At 36.1% G+C, this 19,350-nt stretch carries 22 protein-coding genes; 16 read left to right on the top strand and 6 right to left on the bottom strand.

The features are described from left to right. Positions 1–381: 381 nt before the first annotated feature. Entirely contained in the window at positions 382–1,056 is a 675-nt protein-coding gene (locus LJC66_RS04840; RefSeq protein ID WP_230931913.1) for a class I SAM-dependent methyltransferase, read from the bottom strand. Between the two features lie 131 nt (positions 1,057–1,187). Here LJC66_RS04840 and LJC66_RS04845 point away from each other — a divergent pair, with 131 nt between their 5' ends. Both LJC66_RS04845 and LJC66_RS04850 read left to right on the top strand, forming a co-directional pair. After that, positions 1,188–2,057 carry a LysR family transcriptional regulator gene (locus tag LJC66_RS04845; protein ID WP_230931914.1) on the top strand — a complete coding sequence of 290 codons (870 nt, stop codon included), beginning with the start codon at positions 1,188–1,190 and terminating at the stop codon, positions 2,055–2,057. A 31-nt stretch (positions 2,058–2,088) separates the two neighbouring features. Beyond that, positions 2,089–2,442: a DUF4181 domain-containing protein gene (locus LJC66_RS04850; RefSeq protein WP_230931915.1), complete on the top strand. Its 354-nt coding sequence runs from the start codon at positions 2,089–2,091 to the stop codon at positions 2,440–2,442. A gap of 37 nt (positions 2,443–2,479) precedes the next feature. On the opposite strand, the gene LJC66_RS04855 is transcribed toward LJC66_RS04850, so the two are convergent. Both LJC66_RS04855 and LJC66_RS04860 read right to left on the bottom strand, forming a co-directional pair. Beyond that, positions 2,480–3,412, bottom strand: coding sequence for an aldo/keto reductase (locus tag LJC66_RS04855; protein WP_025749635.1), 933 nt, complete (start codon positions 3,410–3,412; stop codon positions 2,480–2,482). Positions 3,413–3,596: 184 nt separating this feature from the next. Continuing rightward, positions 3,597–4,310, bottom strand: coding sequence for a suppressor of fused domain protein (locus LJC66_RS04860; RefSeq protein ID WP_230931916.1), 714 nt, complete (start codon positions 4,308–4,310; stop codon positions 3,597–3,599). 697 nt (positions 4,311–5,007) lie between these two features. Here LJC66_RS04860 and LJC66_RS04865 point away from each other — a divergent pair. The 6 genes from LJC66_RS04865 to LJC66_RS04890 all read left to right on the top strand — a co-directional run bounded on the left by LJC66_RS04865 (position 5,008) and on the right by LJC66_RS04890 (position 9,803). Beyond that, a complete protein-coding gene (locus tag LJC66_RS04865) occupies positions 5,008–5,178 on the top strand; it encodes a hypothetical protein (RefSeq protein WP_160297360.1) in 171 nt (56 codons plus the stop codon). Positions 5,179–5,331: 153 nt separating this feature from the next. Continuing rightward, positions 5,332–6,114: a hypothetical protein gene (locus tag LJC66_RS04870; protein ID WP_230931917.1), complete on the top strand. Its 783-nt coding sequence runs from the start codon at positions 5,332–5,334 to the stop codon at positions 6,112–6,114. After that, positions 6,114–6,380: a PqqD family protein gene (locus LJC66_RS04875; RefSeq protein ID WP_214985200.1), complete on the top strand. Its 267-nt coding sequence runs from the start codon at positions 6,114–6,116 to the stop codon at positions 6,378–6,380. The genes LJC66_RS04870 and LJC66_RS04875 overlap by 1 nt, the downstream gene beginning before the upstream one ends. 76 nt (positions 6,381–6,456) lie before the next feature. Next, on the top strand, positions 6,457–6,816 hold the full coding sequence (locus tag LJC66_RS04880; protein WP_230931918.1) for a S24/S26 family peptidase: 360 nt from the start codon (positions 6,457–6,459) through the stop codon (positions 6,814–6,816). Between the two features lie 28 nt (positions 6,817–6,844). After that, positions 6,845–8,647 carry an ABC transporter ATP-binding protein gene (locus LJC66_RS04885; protein ID WP_230931919.1) on the top strand — a complete coding sequence of 601 codons (1,803 nt, stop codon included), beginning with the start codon at positions 6,845–6,847 and terminating at the stop codon, positions 8,645–8,647. A gap of 28 nt (positions 8,648–8,675) precedes the next feature. Next, complete coding sequence (locus tag LJC66_RS04890; protein WP_230931920.1) at positions 8,676–9,803, top strand: nucleotidyltransferase domain-containing protein; 1,128 nt, start codon at positions 8,676–8,678, stop codon at positions 9,801–9,803. 310 nt (positions 9,804–10,113) lie between these two features. Here LJC66_RS04890 and LJC66_RS04895 read toward each other — a convergent pair whose 3' ends face one another. Next, positions 10,114–10,824: a M50 family metallopeptidase gene (locus LJC66_RS04895; RefSeq protein WP_195695184.1), complete on the bottom strand. Its 711-nt coding sequence runs from the start codon at positions 10,822–10,824 to the stop codon at positions 10,114–10,116. A 203-nt stretch (positions 10,825–11,027) separates the two neighbouring features. On the opposite strand from LJC66_RS04895, the gene LJC66_RS04900 reads away from it, so the two are divergent. Next, positions 11,028–12,227, top strand: a complete 1,200-nt coding sequence (locus tag LJC66_RS04900; RefSeq protein WP_230931921.1) for an amidase — start codon at positions 11,028–11,030, stop codon at positions 12,225–12,227. After that, a complete protein-coding gene (locus LJC66_RS04905) occupies positions 12,224–13,108 on the top strand; it encodes a fumarylacetoacetate hydrolase family protein (RefSeq protein WP_098333749.1) in 885 nt (294 codons plus the stop codon). Before LJC66_RS04900 ends, LJC66_RS04905 begins: the two co-directional genes overlap by 4 nt. 38 nt (positions 13,109–13,146) lie before the next feature. Here the strand turns inward: LJC66_RS04905 and LJC66_RS04910 are convergent, their stop codons facing one another. Beyond that, entirely contained in the window at positions 13,147–13,563 is a 417-nt protein-coding gene (locus LJC66_RS04910; protein WP_230931922.1) for a hypothetical protein, read from the bottom strand. Between the two features lie 96 nt (positions 13,564–13,659). After that, a complete protein-coding gene (locus LJC66_RS04915; RefSeq protein ID WP_230931923.1) occupies positions 13,660–14,163 on the bottom strand; it encodes an acyltransferase family protein in 504 nt (167 codons plus the stop codon). 239 nt (positions 14,164–14,402) lie between these two features. On the opposite strand from LJC66_RS04915, the gene galE reads away from it, so the two are divergent. The 6 genes from galE to LJC66_RS04945 all read left to right on the top strand — a co-directional run bounded on the left by galE (position 14,403) and on the right by LJC66_RS04945 (position 19,296). Then, positions 14,403–15,383, top strand: coding sequence for a UDP-glucose 4-epimerase GalE (gene galE, locus LJC66_RS04920; RefSeq protein ID WP_230931924.1), 981 nt, complete (start codon positions 14,403–14,405; stop codon positions 15,381–15,383). A 230-nt stretch (positions 15,384–15,613) separates the two neighbouring features. Further along, positions 15,614–15,796, top strand: a complete 183-nt coding sequence (locus LJC66_RS04925; protein ID WP_013055747.1) for a DUF3973 domain-containing protein — start codon at positions 15,614–15,616, stop codon at positions 15,794–15,796. Between the two features lie 205 nt (positions 15,797–16,001). Then, on the top strand, positions 16,002–16,391 hold the full coding sequence (locus LJC66_RS04930; RefSeq protein ID WP_153251764.1) for a PepSY domain-containing protein: 390 nt from the start codon (positions 16,002–16,004) through the stop codon (positions 16,389–16,391). A gap of 258 nt (positions 16,392–16,649) precedes the next feature. After that, entirely contained in the window at positions 16,650–17,339 is a 690-nt protein-coding gene (locus LJC66_RS04935; RefSeq protein WP_230931925.1) for a hypothetical protein, read from the top strand. Further along, positions 17,332–18,933 (top strand): DUF6792 domain-containing protein, encoded by a 1,602-nt coding sequence (locus tag LJC66_RS04940; RefSeq protein ID WP_154991659.1) that lies wholly within the window; start codon positions 17,332–17,334, stop codon positions 18,931–18,933. Before LJC66_RS04935 ends, LJC66_RS04940 begins: the two co-directional genes overlap by 8 nt. Beyond that, a complete protein-coding gene (locus LJC66_RS04945) occupies positions 18,934–19,296 on the top strand; it encodes a hypothetical protein (protein WP_230931926.1) in 363 nt (120 codons plus the stop codon). The last annotated feature ends 54 nt before the right edge of the window (positions 19,297–19,350 follow it).

A 19,350-nucleotide genomic window follows, 5' to 3' on the forward strand; every position in this document is an offset into this window, starting at 1 on the left:
TTTTTCTTGATGTTTTGCATAATTTTACTAATATAAGTTTACTAATCTAGCGGATTTATATTTACATAAGCAGCACATCCTTTCCAGTTCTTCATTTTCGTGTAAAGAAATGAAAGCGTTATACAGATTATTTTGTAATCATATTGTAACATAGTTGTATTTTTTATACCATAAAAAGACATAAAATAGTATAAAAATACTTTATATGGGTTTTGTGTACAAAAAATTCAAAAGTTCAGGAGAACGAAGCTATTATTAGATATACGAAACTGGAAAAGAAGTATGCGTAGTTTTGCGGAAATAGATAAATATTCTTATTCGAATATAGGGAGGAAAAAAGTAAAAAAACTACTTGCAAAGAGACAAGTAGTTTTTAAACCGTTATTTTTGAGCATACATTATAACAAAATTAAAAAATTTATAAATGCAATCCACTGTGCTGAACCCGCTTGCTGTTAGCCAATTTAACTGATCATGTAGGGTTGCCATTTTATCTAACTTCGTACGTTCATGAGCAGCCTCAAGTTGCTCATGAGTTAATCCGCTTGCGGCAATTCGTTCGCTCCAGTCTTTTTTATATAACTCTTCAATAATAGAAGAATGGCCTAATACTTGATCTGCATTAATAAATATTCCTCCTGTATGCAGTAAATTATGAATTTGTTCATACAGCTTTTGTTTTTGTTTGTCTTCTAAATGATGAATAGCAAGTGAAGAAATCACAATGTCGAATGAGTGCTCAAATTCGTAGCTTGTTATATCTGATACGATAAATTCCATATGCTGTTCATTTTTAAAGCGCTCCTTTGCTTTTTCAAGCATTTGATCTGAGACGTCAATCAACGTGAAATGCGCATCCGGATACTTTTCTTTAACAAAAGAAGAAAACAAGCCTGTACCTGCTCCGATATCAAGTATGCGAAGCGGCTTTTTCGAAAAGTGAAGAAGCGAAACGGGAATAGAATAAAAATCAAAAAAACAAGGAATGAGTTTGCGGCGCTGCTCATCATACTGAGAAGCATGAGCATTAAATTTTTCTTTCACATTATTTTTCATTTTTACAGCTCCTTTATTTGGTAATATTGAGATACATATATCGTATAGAAGTTTGGTAGAAAAGAAAATAAACAAAAATAGGCAGTATTGATTCCAGTTTGTTATGAATAGAAAGAGATGGAGAGAAGAAAATGGAGATCAAATGGTTAAAAACATTCATCATAGCGGCTTCTTATGAAAATTTCAGGCAAGCGTCTGAAGATTTATTTTTAACACAGCCTGCTGTATCAAAGCATATTCAGCGACTGCAGCAAGAGCTAGGCGCTGAGCTTTTTGAAAAAAAAGGTAAATATATTACGCTGACTGAGGCAGGACGCTTTTTTTTGCCTCATGCTCAAAAAATGGTGAGAGCATATGAAGAAGGAGTAGGGAATTTTAAGTTATGGAAGCAAGGATATAACCGAAAACTGACTATATCCGCTGCTCCTCAAATAGCAGCATCTGTTTTGCCGAGTCTAATCAAACAATTTGTAGAGAGATATCCCCATATTGAAGTCACGGTTAATATCACAAATTCGTTTCAAGTGGGAAAAGACATCAGCGACAGAAGGTCAGATATTGGATTAACAAGGATGCTTCCGGGTCAGGCAGACGTTTTTTATGAGTTAATTCATAAAGAAAAAGCAGTCTTAGTTGCCCCGTTTTCTGCAGGGACACGTACGGAACAGGAGCTGTTATCTTCCTACCGGCTGCTTACGAATAATCATCCTGTTTATTGGGAAGATTTGCTCCTTCAAATCAAGTCTTGTTATCGTCACATTCAGCTGCTTCCTGTGACGCAAGTAGAAATTACAAAGCGCTTTATTGAAGAAGGTTTAGGCGTATCTTATTTGCCATTTTCTATGGTGAAAAAGGAAGTTGAAAATCAAACGTTAAGCGTAATTTCACAGCAAAAAATTATCCGGCCTTCTTCACACACGTATATCGTAACAAAAGGCGAAACAGAAGAAATAAAGCAGTTTAAGCACTTTGTAGCTGAGACCTTAACAGAAACGAGCTGAAATGATACCATAAAAAGGAAGGGGGATGCCGATGTATATACTGATTATGCTAGTAGCAGCAGCGGTCGTAGTAGATTTAATTTTAAGAAAAGTGCTTCATATACCTCGCAGCAAATTTTGGGGCAAATACGAGTATGAAAGTCTAGCTTTAGAACGTTGGGACAAATATGTCATGGTAGCTTTTGTTCTTTTTCTAGTACTCGATGTGATTTTTATGGTGGTGGAGCCTTATATCGTGACTTGGTGGTTTTTAGGCATGCATATTTTGCTGAAAAGCATAGATGAATGGAAATATAAACAAGAAACAAAAGAATACGTAACAAGCTTTGTACAGATGGGCTTCTTCTTTACGGCTTTTGTTCTATTAGTCAGCGGAATTGTATAGAAAAAAGAGCTTTACCTATGGCAAAGCTCTTTTTATATTATTTAAAAATATGATCAATGTCTTTAATTTCGGAAGAAGTGAGCTGAACATCTAATGTTTTTAAGTTATCAAGTACTTGTTCAGCGCGTTTTGCCCCTGGAATTAACACATCAATTGAATCACGCGTTAAGTACCAAGCCAGAACAAGATGAGCTACTTCTACGCCTTTTGCGCTAGAGATTTGACGAAGACGCTCTACTTTTTCTAGGTTTTGCTGAAATGCTTCCCCGATAAAATGAGGCATATCTTCGCGCAGGTCATTAAACTTTGTGTTTTTATCGTATTTCCCAGCAAGTAAACCAGCAGCTAGCGGGAAGTACGGAATAAATGAAATGCGGTTTGCAGCCGTATAAGGTAAAATATCGTTTTCTGCTTCTCGCTGAATTAAGTTATATTGGCCTTGCACCACGTCTACATAACCATCTTTATTTGCTTCTTTTAACTGATCTAACGAGAAGTTTGATACGCCAATAGAACGGATCTTACCTTCATCTTTTAATTCTTTTAACGCACCAACCGCTTCGTCTTTTGGTGTGTTTTTGTCTGGGAAATGAATATAATACAAATCGATATAATCTGTTTGAAGGCGTTTTAAGCTATCTTCAACTGACTGTTTTAAAAACGCAGGAGAGTTGTCTAGCAGTACCTCATCTCCAACAATTTTATGTGCTCCTTTTGTGGCGATAACCGCTTCTTCACGATTTCCACGTTCTTTTAGCACTTCGCCAATTAGTTCTTCAGAACGTTTTGGACCATAAATGAACGCTGTATCAAGGAGGTTTATGCCATTATCTAGCGCCTTATGAACAAGGTCTTTGCCGACTTCTTCGTTTAGGTTAGGATATAAGTTATGTCCTCCTACAGCGTTTGTTCCAAGTCCAATAGGATTAACATATAATTCGGATTTTCCAATCTGTACTTTTTCTGCCATGTCTAACGTCCATCTCCTTTTTTATATCTTCTTTTTTACTATAGCAAAATATACCATGAATCAAAAATAGTACGCTCATATGAAAAGCAGCTTTAAAAAAGTATGTGAACTTGAGTTACATGTAAATAAGGAGTATATTCTACAGGGCTCTATTTCAATAGCAAAAATAAAAAAAGAACCTCTTCTAAATAAGAGATTCTCTTTTAGTCATGGTAATATGATAACTTTTTGACAGCTGAAATGTTTCAGCAAGCTGTCTGCGTCCTTGCGCTCCTTGTTCGCGTACATACTCTAATTCGTTTGGTGTAAGAAGCTTCATGCTAATCAGTTTAATAGATTCGTAAGGTAAAGAGAGGCTAGCTGAAACAGAAGGAGACTGAACGCCTAGCAATACACCAATTTCTCCATTTTCATTTACAAAATGAGACGGTACGTCCAAATCAGTAAATTCAATTGAAAGAATATCGTGCTTTATGAATAGTTCTAGCATATTAGGATGAGCGGCAGCATTTTGACTCATTTGATAAAGAAGGTCAAATGCCCAGTGATCCTGGATATCAGATACAGGTCCGCGCAGAGATTCATCATCGCATTCGATATAGAATTCTAAGCCTTTTCCTTGCTTTCGGCTCTTTTCTTCGGGGGATTGAAACGGATCGGACAAGCCGTCGCTTGCGAGAATAACCGTCTCTGTTTTTTGAACACGAATAAATGTTTGACGTCCAGATGGCCAAGCAGGCCCGCCAAAAAACATGGGATTTAACAAATGAGTTAATACGTCTCCGTCTACATGTCCAATTGTGTTCCAGTAGTCTTTTCTTTTTGAGATTGATTCCTCAAGAACACGCTCTGCTTCTTTTTCATGCTTCTTTTGCTTCCACTTTAAAAATAATGACAAGTATCCCACACCTCTTTACGACTTCATAGTACCCAATATATACCTCATTAAGGGAACTCGTAAACCACTATTTAACAATAGTGTATAAATTATTATATATGCTAGATACATATACGACGGTTTACTACTTTTACTCATCTACCACATAAATTTGCTTCTATTCCAATAATAAACAAAGATAAATAAAATAAAAATAAGTGATGTTCTTAATAAAGGTACGAATTTTGTAAAAATTTATATCTTTTTGTTCTTAATAAAGGTTTACTATTTTTGTTTTGTTCTTTATAATAGAAAACAACTAGTTATTAAGTATTATAAGCCCAGGTTTCATAGGTTTAAATGACTAGTCAGGGATATCTTTCATAATTTTGTTCTTTATAATGAACATTATTATGAAGTATGAAAGGAAAGTGAGTAGTGTCACAACTGTCTTCTATCCCCTTGTCTAAAGGACATATAAAAATTTAAAAAAGAATGTGTAGAAGCGTGAAATTCATGTGAAACAAATTACTTTTTGTGAAGTGTTTTTCTAGTTACTAGGTTAATAGTTGAGGGGAAACCTTATCACTTTGCTTCTGAGAGTTGGGGTATAGTAACTTCTTTAATTCTCGAGATCAAGGAGTTATAAAAGAACCCTCAAATTATTATATATAATCTGAATAATATGACGAATTGAAAGGAGGACTACATTATGAAAATGACAAAAAAACAACCAGGCGTATCATCTAAGCGCCCAATGGTTATGGATCATCAGCCTATTAGATTTGAAACTGCTCAAAGCTGGAATCCTGGACAAGGTAACCAAGACCACCCTGGACATGGTAATGGAGGTGTTAATTTCCCACCAAACAATCCAAATAGACCATAAAAAAGGATATACGAAGAGGCTCTAAACCCACTTGTTAGGCATCTTAACAAAATCTATTATTTTTAAATCAATGTTGAATGCTACATATAGATGATTGTAGAGATGCCTAACATTTACTTGTTTTTCTCTATTTAAAAATTGAAGGAGCATATTATGGAAAAAGTTACAATGAGAATTGGAGAGCATCAAGCTTTAATTGTTTGTCATTCATTTCAGATTTTAAATTTAATTCAAAAAAACTACGACCCTTTTTTTGCTGAAATTGAACGTCCAGATATGGTTATAAGAATAGAAGATGGATACGGAGTTCCTTTTGTAGACTATCAAGTAGAAGTCGAACAAAAGGTAGATACTATATCTTTTCAAAGGGCTGATTATAGAATTCAAGCAAACTTGAGCGAGGGAAAGGCTCAAATTCAAATTTATGATGAATTAGCTTTAAAGCATGCGCTTATGAATTTTTATAGTTCTTATATTGTTTATCACAACTGGGGGCTGCTTATTCATTCCTCATGTGCAACTGAAAAAGGAAAGGCCCATTTATTTGCTGGCCAATCCGGAGCAGGAAAATCAACTTGTGCACAATTGTCCGCTCCAAGACCCATTCTTTCTGATGAAGCAACTCTTGTAAAGGTAGAAGAAAATCAAATTACTGTGTTTAATTCTCCGTTTCGGAGTGAGCTCTCAGCTCCATCTATTAAAGGAACTATTCCATTAGCAAGTATTCAGCTGTTGCATCAAGCTTTAAACAACGAGAGAACAAAGTTGGGAAAAGCAAGTGCTTTACTTCAAATAATGGATAAAGTCTTTTATTGGAATAAAGACCACGAAGAAACAAAGAAAATTGTTCAAATGATAAAAGAGGTATTAGATTATGTACCTGTATATGATCTTTACTTTCAAAAAAATAATACGTTTTGGGAGTTGATATCCTAATGAAACAGTTTATTCGAAATCAAGATATGGAGGCCGTTCAACTTGACAGTGAATGGGTGATTTTAAACACGGAAGCATATACGGTAACAAAAATTAACGAATTGGGAGGTTGTTGCTGGTCTTTACTCGAAAACCCTTGTACCATTCCTTCACTTATTAAATCTTTGCAAGCGGATTATCAAATAGAAGACGAGCTTTCGTTTGAAGATATGGAAAGCTTTCTATCTGAATTAATAAAATATGGATTAATTGACCATGTCGATTAACCAAGAAAGCATACTATTGCTGAAGAGTGTTATAGAAAAAAAAGGGTATGTCCATTTTCCTTCTGAGGGGTTCAGCATGTACCCTTGCATTCGTCAAAATGACCTTTGTACCTTTGAAAAAGCATCTGTTTTAAAAAAAGGTGATATTGGTCTCTTTCATACGAAAAGCGGGCAATTGATTGCTCATCGATTAATTAAAACAAGATACAAGAAAGAGCAGCTGCACTATATATTTAAAGGAGATACTAATCTTTGCTGTGATGAGCCTGTAACGAGAGAACAAGTTATTGGAAAATTGACGGCAATCTCCCGAAAAAAACAAAAAAAAGTTTATATGGCTGCTCCTTTTGACTATATATGGTGCTGGTTAATGCTTTTTTTTCCTTTTAGCTCCCGTTTCTTAAAAAAATATATTAATCAAAAAATAGTTAATTAAGCTAATCGCTTATTTTTGGAGTGTTATGATGAAATTAAATCGAGCTGATATAAAGCGGTATTTTGACAAAGAGGAAATGATAAGCGCTTTTTCAATTGTATACCCTTTGCTTAGAAAACATTGGAAAGCTTACGCAGGTCTAATGCTTTTTTTATTGACGGACATTTTAATTACTCTTGTCTCCGCATGGTTTCTTGGAGATCTTTCAGATGCTGCCGTTCAAGGAGACTTTACCCGGGTTAAGCACTTGCTGCCACTTGCTTTTGGTCTAATACTTATAAGCTTTCTTACAATCTATTACGATACGTATATTGAAGCGGTTGCAACATCTTCTATTAAACGGGATTTAAAAGAGCAGCTTCTAAGGCAACTGTTACTTTCTCCCGTTCATAAAATTCATACAACCCACTCTGGAGAATTGATTTCTCATTTTACCAATGATATTAACAGCATAGATGGAATGATTGGGCGAAATCTTATTAACCTTATAAAATTACCGTTATTATTTATTGCTATCTTTCTTTATTTAGCCCATATTAGTCCATTACTGTCATTTGTGGGTTTATTTATTATACCTATTGCTGTGATTGCCGGTGGTGTTTTTGGTTTTTTATTGCGCAACAGCAGCAGGGAAATTCTAAAGTTAAACAGTGCAATGACGAGTAGTTTATCTGAAATCTTTCAAGGATTTATTGTCATTCGATCTTTTTTATTAGAACGATCTTTCTTTAGTAAATACCGTCAGCAAAATCAGCAAGCTTTAGCATTGGATTTGTATAATGGAAAAATGAAGGGGTTATTTTATGCAGGAGGCGAAGCTATTGCATTAATAGCCTTTCTAGTCACTCTATGCTTCGGCGCTTTAATCGTTTCAAAAGGAATGTTAACAGTGGGGTCCCTTCTAGCGTTTGTAACTCTAAGCAACCGGATAATTTATCCATTGAATGGACTCGCAGGACAGTGGGCTGCATTTCAACGGTCTATATCAGCAATTGAACGAATAGCTCCTATATTAAAAGTGCAATATGAAACTACTGACTTTCCTGAGTTTTCTCAAAAGAAACCAAAACAAAAAGCTATTTGTTTTCAGAATATGACCTTTAGCTATGACGGAGAAAGGTATATCTTTGAAAATTTTAATTTACAAATACCTGCAGGAAAAAGCATAGCTATCGTAGGAGCGAGCGGTGCAGGGAAATCTACTCTATTTAACTTGTTACAAGGTTTTTATAAGCCTCAAGCGGGAAAAATTTATGTGGATCAAACCCCGATTGGTACTCTTAATGCATCCGAACTGCAGAATTTAATTGCATATGTCCCACAAGAAACTTTTCTGTTTACTGGTACTATAAGAGAAAATCTGCTTTTAGCTAACCCTCTGACAACTGAAGAAGAGCTAGTCACAGCTGCAAGAGCTGCTCATATTCATGACTTCATTCTATCACTTCCTCATGGATATGAGACCAAAATAGGCGAAAAAGGGGTAACGTTATCCGGAGGGCAAAAGCAAAGGATTGCAATTGCTCGCGCTATTTTAAAGAATGCACCTATTTTGCTGCTTGATGAAGCAACATCTGCACTAGACAATGAAACAGAATACTTGGTTAAAGAAGCGCTCCAAAGAATTATGAAAAATAGGACAACTATCGTAATTGCTCATCGTTTATCTACTATTCAAAATGTTGATTCTATTATTGTCATTGATAATGGAAAACTGATTCAATCAGGAAAGCATGAAGAGCTGATTCATCAGCCAGGCTTATACCGAGACCTTGCTAATGTCAACACATCACAGCTTTCTAATAACGAAGAAAGAGCCATCATCCTGTAAAGACAGATAAATTAGGAGGACTTCCATAATGTTCATTGAGTTTATTCAATCATTATATGATCAAAGCCATCCATTGCCAGAAAATCCGAATGATTATAGCTCTATATTAGAAGATATCGAATACTTTCACTTATCAGCAACGGTATATTCTTTGTTAAAACAGCAAGGAAGAATGGAGCAAACGCCAACATATTTTCAAAATCAGCTGAAGACAGAATATCAAGCTGTTTTGTATAACAACCTTTATATTAAAAATCAGCTAAAGCTTATTTTGGATACGTTCGAAGCTAATGATATCTCTGCTATCCCATTAAAAGGAATTTTATTTAACGAAACATATTTTGGTCATTTCAGTGCAAGAAGGACAACGGACATTGATATATTAATTCGCAAAGAGGATATGGAAAAAGCGATAAGGTGTATTGAAGAGCTAGAATACGATACAGAAGGAGAATACTCATCTCATCACTTTCATCGTTCGTTTGGTAAAGTGATTCCTCATTCACCTGTTCCGTTAGCTATTGAACTTCATTGGGATCTTCTTAAAGAGGAGAGTTCCTCATTAGAGATTGAGCAATTTTGGAAGCACTCTACTCCTTTAGAAGGTTACAAACATATAAAACAACTGTCTGAAGTACATACCTTCTATATGATTTGTCTTCACGGCTGGAAGCATGGAATGGATTCTTTAAAATATTTTATCGATATTATACAAACTATACATGTCTTAAATCATAAAATTGATTACAATGCATTATTTAAAATAGCAAAAAACGATCACACTTTAAAAAGACTAACAAGTACATTAACAGTTGTTTATAATCAATTTCCACATCTCGATCAAATTAATAGCTTTCCTTTTAATAAAAAATCAAAAATATGGTGGGAGTATCAAGAAATACGTTATGGAGACAGACAAAGCGTAAAAGGATTTAAAAACCTTATTAGGGTACATTTGTCTGAGTATGACCAGTTCAAGCATTCTATGATCTTTTTTAAGAGATGGCTTTTTCCAAATAAATCGGAGATAACTAATCTTTATCCACCTTCAATAAAGCATAAAAAATATAGTATCTTTAGAGGATATATTAAATTTTATCAAAAAAAGTTTCATACATTATTTCGTGCTTTATTTTATTCAAAAGTTAAAAATTAGCAAAAATATTGAAAGAGTAATATAGTTAAACCTGGTTTTTGGTAATTTTACAAGACATTCAATGATCGGTGATTAAAACTTTAAAAAGGTAGCTATAATAAAGCGTCTTTCTACTTAGAAGGTGCTTTTTTGTTTTAGACAAAAACATTAAAAAGTCAGGTTACTTTTATGAAGGTGCTTTTAGATAAAAATCCATTGCAAGGAAAACGTAAATAAAGAATGCTATCTCACACAACGAGAGGCATCCTTTATTTAAATATATACGTTTGTGAAGCAATAATTAATTATATTGTTTCTTCTGTGTCGCTCTCTAATAAATCAGTTGAAAAATCAAATAAGCCACATAGACGGCCTGTGCGAAAAATAAAAAACCCCAAAAGCGTGCTGAAAGATGGGTAAGCTGCTTTAAACTCGTAGCGTCACCTGCATCGTGTGGATATTTGATGCTTAACACAAAAATAATAAAGGCAGAAAATAGAGATTCTACAAGTAACAGCGCACCAACAAACATCATGCTGTAGCGCGTAAGCTGTGGGTCTTGTAAATAATAAATACCACCGAGGATCAAACCGATAGAAAAAAGCCACGCAATTCCGTATCCGTTACGTACCCAAAGCAGTAAATTAATAACAACCACACTTCCTAACCCGTAAAAAAGCCAGTCGTAGTGATGGTGAACGAGCAGGTAGAAAAACAAATAAGCCATTGCTGAGCTGAACGGGTACCCGGCTAAAGCAATAATGACGCGCGGCAGCCATCCACGGGATCCCGCGTAGGTGGCAGTCACAGCTACGCCTTCATTATTGGTATACAGCTCAATGCGATTGACGCCTTTTCCGACAATAAGGCCCATTAACGCGTGGCCATCTTCATGAAACATCGTATTTAAATTTGAAAAATAACGTCCAATATGCCGAAGCAGCTGATTAATGCTAGGAGCAAATGAACCTATAAATGGAATGCCTCTTGTTAGCACAAAAGCTAATAAAATAAATAAGAAAAGCGTAGTAGATTGTTCCATCGCGATAGTCCTTTTCGTAAAATGGTATGTTTCTACTTTACTCGCAAACGTGCTAAAAGGGAAATAAAACGGCTAGTTTCTCTAGGAAAAGAGAAGCTGGAAGATTTGCATAATATTAATGTTAACAGACCTGACACATTCATTGACCAGCTTATTCCAAATTTTATATTCTAAACAGATATAAGAAATGAGGAGATGGTTGAATGAAAGATACGTGGAACGCATTTGTAGACAGTGATCTTTACGTACCTCCAACGGGAACGGGAATGTTAAATAACTTGAGTTTTGCGTTAAAAGACGTATTTGATGTACAAGGACATATATCAAGTGCGGGAAATCCAGATTGGCTCTCCACGCATCAGCCTGCAAGTGAACATGCAGACGTAGTAGCTGCTCTTTTAAAAGAAGGAGCTGCACTAAAGGGAGTTACGCATACTGACGAGCTTATGTACGGATTAAATGGAGAAAACGCGCATTACGGAACACCGGTAAACCCAAAAAGCGCAGATCGAATTCCGGGAGGTTCTTCAAGCGGATCAGCGGTTGCTGTCGCAGCGGGAATAACTGATTTTGCGATTGGAACAGATACGGGAGGATCGGTTCGAATTCCTTCAAGCTACTGCGGTATTTTCGGGTATCGTCCTTCTCACGGACGCATTTCTACAAACGGTCTGATTCCACTTGCTCCAAGCTTTGATACAGTGGGTGTAATGGCTAGAGACGGCCACACTCTGCAAAAAGTAGGAGCGGTTTTATTGAATTCAACGTCGCGTGCTAGTGGATTTACACGGCTTTATGTACCAACAGATGTGATGGAACTTGTGGATGAACAAAGCATGCGAGCTCTTGCGCCGTCTATAAATCACGTAATAGAGTCTTTCTCTACTATAGAAGAGATAGCGATTGCTCCTCAGGGTTTTTCTACATATATGGAAACCTTCCGTTTGCTGCAAGGAAAAGAAATCTGGCAAACGCACGGAGAGTGGATTCAAAAAGAAAATCCAACGTTTGGAGAAGACATCGGAAGCCGCTTTCAATGGGCGAGCACTCTTACATTATTAAATATGAATTATATAGAAGAAAAGCGTCGTGAACTTCGCTATTTTATGTACTCACAGCTTGGAGAAGAAGGAATATTAGTACTTCCTACAGCTCCAGGACCCGCGCCTGTAAAAGATGCAAAAGGACCGGAGTTAGAAAACAGAAGATTGCGAACACTTCAAATGACGTGTATTGCCGGCCTAAGCGGTCTTCCCCAAATTACGATACCTGCAGGAGAACTAGACGGTTTGCCAATCGGTTTATCTTTTATTGCAGGATACAACCAAGATGAAAAATTATTAAATTGGGTAAAAGAAAACAGCGATCGTATCATTCAAGCATCGGTAAGGAGCGTATCATGAAGTTAGTAAATATAATAGAGCAAGGGAAAGAACAAGCAGCCATTTTAGACAATGACAGCATTCTGCTTATAGAAGATATTAATACTAAATATTTAACAAACTGGTCTACAACAATTTGGGCTCTGATTCAATATAAAGAACTTCGCCACCTTGAAACATGGTACGCCCATAATAAATTTGGTATGAACAGCTCTTTTCCTGTAATGCACTTGCAGGGCAGAAAAACAGCTCCTATCATTAGTAATCCGTCGAAATTATTAGGCATTGGGTTTAATTATGCCGCTTCTGAAGAAAAACTAAAAGACTACGACCGTGCCATTGATCCAGTTAGTTTTTTAAAACCTGCAACCGCCATTATTGGACCAGAAGACAGCATTCGTATTCCAAAGCAGTCCTACAAAACAACGGCTGAAGCGGAGCTAGCGGTGGTAATCGGCGAAACGTGTAAGGATATAGAGCCAGATGAAGCCATAAACGTAATTGCTGGTTATACGTCAGCAATTGACGTAACCGCAGCTGATATTCATGCGGCGAATCATCGCTACTTAATGCGAGCGAAAAGCTTTGATACCTTTTGCAGTATAGGCTCAGAATTTGTTACAAAAGAAAGTATATCAAACGTAAAATCACTTCAAGTGCGCACATTGCTAAATGGAGACATGCAGCATGAAAATACAGTGTCTAATATGATTTACGACATCGCATACTGTGTTTCATTTTTCTCAAAAGTCATGACGCTGCATCCAGGTGACATCATCCTCACCGGAACGCCGGGACCGGCTGTTATTGAAGACGGGGACTGTATTGAATGTCATATTGAAGGGATGCTTCCATTAAAAAATAAAGTAAAAGATATGAAGAAAGTGCCTCAGCAAATCTAGCAGCGTAGCCCCTGTTTTTGCAGGGGTTACATTGCTGTTTACTTCGAAACTGGAAGCGTTTGTCCGCTGTCTTTTTTTGGAATGGGAAACGCACCCAAAAATAATGCGTTAGTAAGTAGAAATTGTTTGAACAATAGATGAAACATTAAAGGAATCAATGTTCCCATTACTATGTACAAAAAGACAGTAGATATGCCAGTATATTTTTCTATTAAAATAGTAACCGGTACGTGCAAAAACATAATGGTAAACGAGGATCTTCCTACGTATTCAAAAGGTTTACTCCACTTTGTTAAGCTCATTTTTTTGCTTATATATACAAGGATGCTTGCTGCGCAAAGAGGAATAATCAAATCAAGCAGCCATGTATAAATGTTTGCTTTAATATCTAATATATAAGAAAGAACGTTGAGCTTTTCTAAAGCTACAATCAATAAGATGATCAAGCTGCTCAATATTACAGTGCTTTTTCTCTCAACAAACGAAAAAGCTTGTCTGCTGTAATATCCAATTGCGTAATAACAAATGGATAGCAAAACGGAATTGGCGCTCTATATAATGTTTTTTTGCTGAAGAAATGGAAAGCTGACATAAATATGAGCGATAAAATAGCATAGAGTTAAGAAAAGAACCATTGACCTTTTTCTTTTAATCAGTAGAGATGCATAGGCAAAAACAAGGTGAGTTAAGAATAAACAAGTGACAAACCAAAAAACACCGTAATAATATCCGAGAGTTCTCCCGCCAATACATAAATGGTAGATGTTCAGTAACACTTCCCGAACGTTAAATGTTTGAACAAAGATAAGGGCTGCTATTAACAGGCCAAATGAAAAATAAGGGATAAGTAAACGCATCCATTTTTTCGAAATCCATTCTCGTACTTCTTGTATTCTAGAACGTGGGTGAAACAGATAGCCGCTAATCATAAAAAAGAGAGGCATGTGAAACCAAAAGAAATAATGATGAAAAAAAGGGTTGCCAGAATGCCCTGCAACTACTGTAAGAATACATACTCCTTTTAGCGCATCTAGCCATGAAGGGTGTTTGCTCATTAAGCTTTCATTCCTTTAATAAGTAAATTAGTTCCTGCTATATTATCTAATTCTCTGTGAAAAAGAGCAATAAAAATTTCCTTCCCTTTTCTTCATAATGAGTTCATATTGATTGTCTATACTAATAAAAAATATAAACGTATCGCTGCAGGATACTGAAAAATGAAATATTTACAAATGGAAAAGAAACGGGTACGATATCTGTAGCGACACTTAATAAAAAGGAGCTGACTGACAGTATGATTTTAGTCATCGGAGGAGCAGGCTATATCGGAAGCCACCTAGTAAAAGAATTAGTGAAAACAAATGAAGTTGTGGTACTTGATAATCTATCAACAGGTCATCGCTGGGCAATCGATGAGAAAGCGGTATTCGTAGAAGGAAATCTAGGTAATGAGAAAGATTTAGAAAGCGTATTCACAAATCATGAAATTGATGCTGTCATGCATTTTGCTGCTAATAGTTTAGTAGGGGAGTCAGTAACAGATCCTCTTAAATATTATCAAAACAACGTAGCTGCGACGTTAACCCTTTTACAAACGATGATGAAGCACAATGTGAAAAAGTTTATTTTTTCATCTACTGCTGCTACATACGGGATTCCTTCTGTAGATATTATCACAGAAGACACGGCAACAAACCCAATTAATCCGTACGGGCGTTCAAAGTTAATGATTGAACAGATTTTAGCTGACTTTGCAAGTGCCTACGATATGGAATATGTGGTACTTCGTTACTTCAACGCAGCGGGTGCTTACGAAACAGCAGAAATTGGCGAGTGCCATGATCCTGAAACGCACTTAATTCCAATCATTCTTCAGCACCTGCTTGGTGAACGTGAAAACATCTCTGTATTCGGCTCAGACTACGATACTGAAGACGGAACGTGCATCCGTGACTACATTCACGTAACGGACCTAGCAAATGCTCACATTTCAGCGCTTCAAGCACTGTTAGACGGCACGAAGAAAACAGCAACGTACAATCTTGGAAACGGCCTTGGTTACTCTGTAAAAGAAGTGATCGAAACGTGTGAAAAAGTAACGGGTAAAAAAGCGAATGTTGTGATGGCAGACCGCCGCGCTGGAGATCCGGCACGCCTAGTTGCATCTTCTGATAAAATTCACGCAGAATTAGGCTGGAAAGCGCGAATTTCATTAGAAAAAATCATCGCATCAGCTTGGAACTGGCATCAAAACAGCGCAAAAGTAACAAATTAACAAAAAGTGCCTCTTTTTTCTTTGAAAGAGGCTTTTTTGTTACAATCAAACTGATTTATGTTCTAAATAATCCTTTTGAAAAACCAGCGGTTTAGCTCATGGACAATCCTTCTCCTTTTCGGACATTTTCGCTAAACAAGCACGACTTTTATTCTTTTCCATATCCTATAGGTAAATATACCACTCACAACTATCCCCATTTATAAAATAGTCCGCAAGGAGGTTATGATATGTATTACTGTGTAAGATGCTCCAAATTTCATGACGAACAGGAAAAAGAAAACATCTTTCAAAATGGTTTTTACATTGATCCCTATTTGCTTCAAAAAGTTCATCTGGGCATGTGCGTACACAAATCCCCATCAATCAAACAAATGAGAGCCGTAGAACGATTCGAAACGAAAAAGATGTAGAATTCACATTCACCAATAAGAAGCTAGATCTAATCAGGTCTAGTTTTTTCAGTGAATAACAGCTTTCTTCAGCTATCTTTCATGTAATATTAAGAGAAATTTAAGACAAGCCCGCTATACTAGTTAGTAGACGTATACATAGAATATGGTACGTTAAGAAATTGAAACAGCAGTCCGTTTTATAAACTAGAAAGGATGGCGTCAAATGATTTCTGAAAAACGATCACTTTTGTTGAAAGAACAAGCAAAGCTTCTCGCATTAAAAGAATATAAAGGTATTGTCAAATCCATATCGCTGAGTAAAATACTCACTCTTCCTATTTATACAGTAGACATCCTTACGTTAAACGGAGAAGAGCACAAAGTAAAAATTAACGCCGAAACCGGCAATGTTTTGAAAGAAAAAACGATTCCTTTAACTAAAAGCCGTGCAAAAGCATATGCATTAAGACAGCATAAAGGTATTATCGAATCGATTGTCCTTGCTAACAAGCAATACGAAATTGTGATTCTTGGACTTGATGGGAAAACCCACAGCGTGAAGATTGACGCTGAAATTGATGTGCTAGCACAAGGAGAGCGAAGCGTTCAGTAAATGGCCCATATTATGTAATCAACCTCACTTTGTTGAAAGTGGGGTTTTCTTTATTGAGAGAAATCATTAACAAAGGTAACAATGATAAAACAAGAAACGATTATTTATTTAAAAGAAAGGGTAAGTGATAGTAAAAAATAACCGCTTCCTAATTATGGTTCTTTGATTCGTTCTGCTTATGACTCTCCCATTATAAGTATGATAGTATCGAACATGTATAAAACATAGGTTATAACATAACTAAAAGGGTGTGCGACAATGAAAAAACGTACGAAGACCATTATTGCAGTCATTGCAGGAGCTGCTATTTTAATAGGAGGAATATGGATGATAAACGAAAGCCGATACCCAAACGTCCCTGCTTTTGATGATCACTTTACGCGTGAATTCTTAAACAAAGATAAAAAAGCGGATGACGGGTTTTATGAGTTTAAGTCGAAGACAGGGCAGTATACGATGTGGTTTCCGGAGGAGTATCAGCTTATAAAGGAGAACGAGGAAGATTATGTAATAAATGACAATTCTTATGAAAGGTGGATAGCGAAAGATGTTAATGACAAAGCTGGAGATACTGGGGGAGATTATATCGAAGTAACATTTTCAAATGCAAGAAAGGCTGAAAATGAATCATTTACTGTAGAAAATATGTTTAAAGAACAGCTAAATACCAATAAACCTAATAATTTTGAAACTGCTAGTACCAGGATCTACTATGATGCAGCTTATACATACTTTAAAGGAACACAAGAAGTAGTAAAGCATAACAGCAAAGAACATGCTCCAAACACATATATAGCATATATAGTTGATAAAAAATCCAATAATGCAATCGAATTATGGTTTGATAAAAGTAAAGGGGGCCAAAAAAATAATAAAGTAACAGAAAAAAAATGGTTGCTAACAATATTAAAAAATATCAGATTCCGTGAGGGCAATGAAAATGAGTAAAAAACCCGTGTTGGACAATAATTTAAGAAATAAGATTACTCAACTTGAGTATACGGGGTTAGCCGGTAAGGAAAAAGAAATTAAGGAAATATACAAGGAAACTACAGGGAAAGAACCTCCAAATTTTGAGATTTATAGTAGTAAAGAAATGGGTATTGGAGAAAATTCAGGGTTCGATGGTGCCGCTGTCCACTTTTATGACAAAAAAAATCACATTAACGAAGTATATTATATCTTTAGAGGAACGGAACCCTCTAAAGATTTTGGAGATGTCGTGTATGACGCATTAGGAATTGGAAGCGGAGAGAGAAATAATCAAGTTCAAGATGCAAAAGTTATGTATGAGGAAGTTGAGAAAAAAATTAAAAGCTCAAATTCAAAAATAAAAAGGTATGGGGATGGTCATTCTTTAGGGGGACATCTGATAGTGACCCTTGGACTTATAACTAAGAATTTTGTAAACATAAGAGGCTTAAATGATGCTCCAGTTAATGTCAAGCAGTTGCAAAGGTTAGATAGGAAGTTTGCAAATTATGTAGAACAACAAACTGGTAAAAGAAATGGAGTGTCTTCAAAAAAATTAGTAGTTTTAGCCAACTCCTATTATAAAAAGCAGAAAGCTACCATCAGTCATACCTGGGTAAAAGGTGAACCTATGCATGCGCAATCTTTCCCTGGCAGTTGGTATGCAGGTAATAAAGTAACCATGCTTGGAAATATGAATACAGAAGAAATGATTAATATTGGAGAATACCCTCTGAAAAGGTTAGCCAAATGGAACTTGTTTTTAAAACTTGACGAAGTCAGATATAACTCTGGAGTATCCAATATAATTGGAGGATTATCTTTGGCAAACGCCCATGTAGACGACAGTGTTCTTCTCAATATTCCATCATATGTTGATGATGTTAAGGAAAAGCCGCTTAAGCATCTTCCTGGGATTGTGCTAGGAACAGAAGGTGCATTTTTCTTGACGAAACAGGCGATAAAAAGTCCTGGAGTTTTAGTACAAGGGATTAAAGGAATATCTCAAAGAAATCAAGCAAAACTCCACGGAATTAATTACGTTGTCAAATACACAGAAGCTAATGCTATGAAGACGTATTATCAGGTTTTTGATTCAGGATCTCAGGAAGAAATCTTGCTAGATTATGAACAAATGAAGAAGTTTGTTTATTACTGTGCTAATGCCATCAAAGACAAAGAAGCAAACTTAAATGCACTAAAGCAGTATTTACATAGTGAAATTAACGAAGTCTTCGAAGCTAAGAAGAAAAAGTTAAAAATGAAAATATCCAGAGAAGAAGCTTCTCCCCAGTCATTTATGGAAAAGGCAGATAAAGACGGCGCTACCCTCGCATGGTTTGGACAAAAGCGTGTGGCTGAAAAAGTGACGTTTGACAAAACGTTTGACCCGCTAGACGATAGTGTATTTACTCCTGTTGAAGAGATTATTTCTTCTATTCAAGAGGAAGTTACATACTATCAAAAGTTTCTTGAAGCGTTCTTCCAAAATTTCGAGAAGATGATGGAAGCTGACGAATCGGTAGCTTCAGATATTAAAAGCATGAAAGAAGTAGTAGGGGGGATTTAATTGTTTGATTTTGATTTTACACACACAGGAACAACGAGCGGTAAATACACGTTTGAATTTGATAGTGATGACTTCAAAGACGAGCAGGCAAAAAGGATTAAAGAGTTAATCAAAAAGGATCAAGAAGTAAATGAAAAGCTTTGGCATGCTAAAAGCTATTTAGAAAACCAAACGGGTGAGTTTGCGGATGCGGTTAAAAGTAAATTAGAAGCAGCTGAGCGGGGATATACGCTAAGGGCTCAGCAGTATGATACTGGAGCATTTCAGCATATTATGAGTTTTATGCATTCTGTTACAGATATGCATAAGAGAGAGTACGAAATTCGATATAAAGAATCAATGGATGAAAGTGAATTAACATAAGGGATACTGTTATTCCTCAGACGGTGGTCTGAGGGAGTTTTATATGTTAAACAA

The organism is Priestia sp. TSO9 (assembly GCF_021029645.1).
GTDB classification, from domain to species: Bacteria; Bacillota; Bacilli; order Bacillales; family Bacillaceae_H; genus Priestia; species Priestia megaterium_E.

What these genes read in the sequence shown, in the direction of transcription:
- LJC66_RS04930 (WP_153251764.1), top strand. Translation starts at nt 16,002, where the DNA reads ATGATTTCTGAAAAACGATCACTTTTGTTGAAAGAACAAGCAAAGCTT.
- LJC66_RS04885 (WP_230931919.1), top strand. Translation starts at nt 6,845, where the DNA reads ATGAAATTAAATCGAGCTGATATAAAGCGGTATTTTGACAAAGAGGAA.
- LJC66_RS04890 (WP_230931920.1), top strand. Translation starts at nt 8,676, where the DNA reads ATGTTCATTGAGTTTATTCAATCATTATATGATCAAAGCCATCCATTG.
- LJC66_RS04875 (WP_214985200.1), top strand. Translation starts at nt 6,114, where the DNA reads ATGAAACAGTTTATTCGAAATCAAGATATGGAGGCCGTTCAACTTGAC.
- LJC66_RS04855 (WP_025749635.1), bottom strand. Translation starts at nt 3,412, where the DNA reads ATGGCAGAAAAAGTACAGATTGGAAAATCCGAATTATATGTTAATCCT.
- LJC66_RS04905 (WP_098333749.1), top strand. Translation starts at nt 12,224, where the DNA reads ATGAAGTTAGTAAATATAATAGAGCAAGGGAAAGAACAAGCAGCCATT.
- LJC66_RS04870 (WP_230931917.1), top strand. Translation starts at nt 5,332, where the DNA reads ATGGAAAAAGTTACAATGAGAATTGGAGAGCATCAAGCTTTAATTGTT.
- LJC66_RS04940 (WP_154991659.1), top strand. Translation starts at nt 17,332, where the DNA reads ATGAGTAAAAAACCCGTGTTGGACAATAATTTAAGAAATAAGATTACT.
- LJC66_RS04840 (WP_230931913.1), bottom strand. Translation starts at nt 1,056, where the DNA reads ATGAAAAATAATGTGAAAGAAAAATTTAATGCTCATGCTTCTCAGTAT.
- LJC66_RS04925 (WP_013055747.1), top strand. Translation starts at nt 15,614, where the DNA reads ATGTATTACTGTGTAAGATGCTCCAAATTTCATGACGAACAGGAAAAA.
- LJC66_RS04900 (WP_230931921.1), top strand. Translation starts at nt 11,028, where the DNA reads ATGAAAGATACGTGGAACGCATTTGTAGACAGTGATCTTTACGTACCT.
- LJC66_RS04850 (WP_230931915.1), top strand. Translation starts at nt 2,089, where the DNA reads ATGTATATACTGATTATGCTAGTAGCAGCAGCGGTCGTAGTAGATTTA.
- LJC66_RS04865 (WP_160297360.1), top strand. Translation starts at nt 5,008, where the DNA reads ATGACAAAAAAACAACCAGGCGTATCATCTAAGCGCCCAATGGTTATG.
- LJC66_RS04880 (WP_230931918.1), top strand. Translation starts at nt 6,457, where the DNA reads ATGTACCCTTGCATTCGTCAAAATGACCTTTGTACCTTTGAAAAAGCA.
- LJC66_RS04895 (WP_195695184.1), bottom strand. Translation starts at nt 10,824, where the DNA reads ATGGAACAATCTACTACGCTTTTCTTATTTATTTTATTAGCTTTTGTG.
- galE (WP_230931924.1), top strand. Translation starts at nt 14,403, where the DNA reads ATGATTTTAGTCATCGGAGGAGCAGGCTATATCGGAAGCCACCTAGTA.
- LJC66_RS04935 (WP_230931925.1), top strand. Translation starts at nt 16,650, where the DNA reads ATGAAAAAACGTACGAAGACCATTATTGCAGTCATTGCAGGAGCTGCT.
- LJC66_RS04915 (WP_230931923.1), bottom strand. Translation starts at nt 14,163, where the DNA reads ATGAGCAAACACCCTTCATGGCTAGATGCGCTAAAAGGAGTATGTATT.
- LJC66_RS04845 (WP_230931914.1), top strand. Translation starts at nt 1,188, where the DNA reads ATGGAGATCAAATGGTTAAAAACATTCATCATAGCGGCTTCTTATGAA.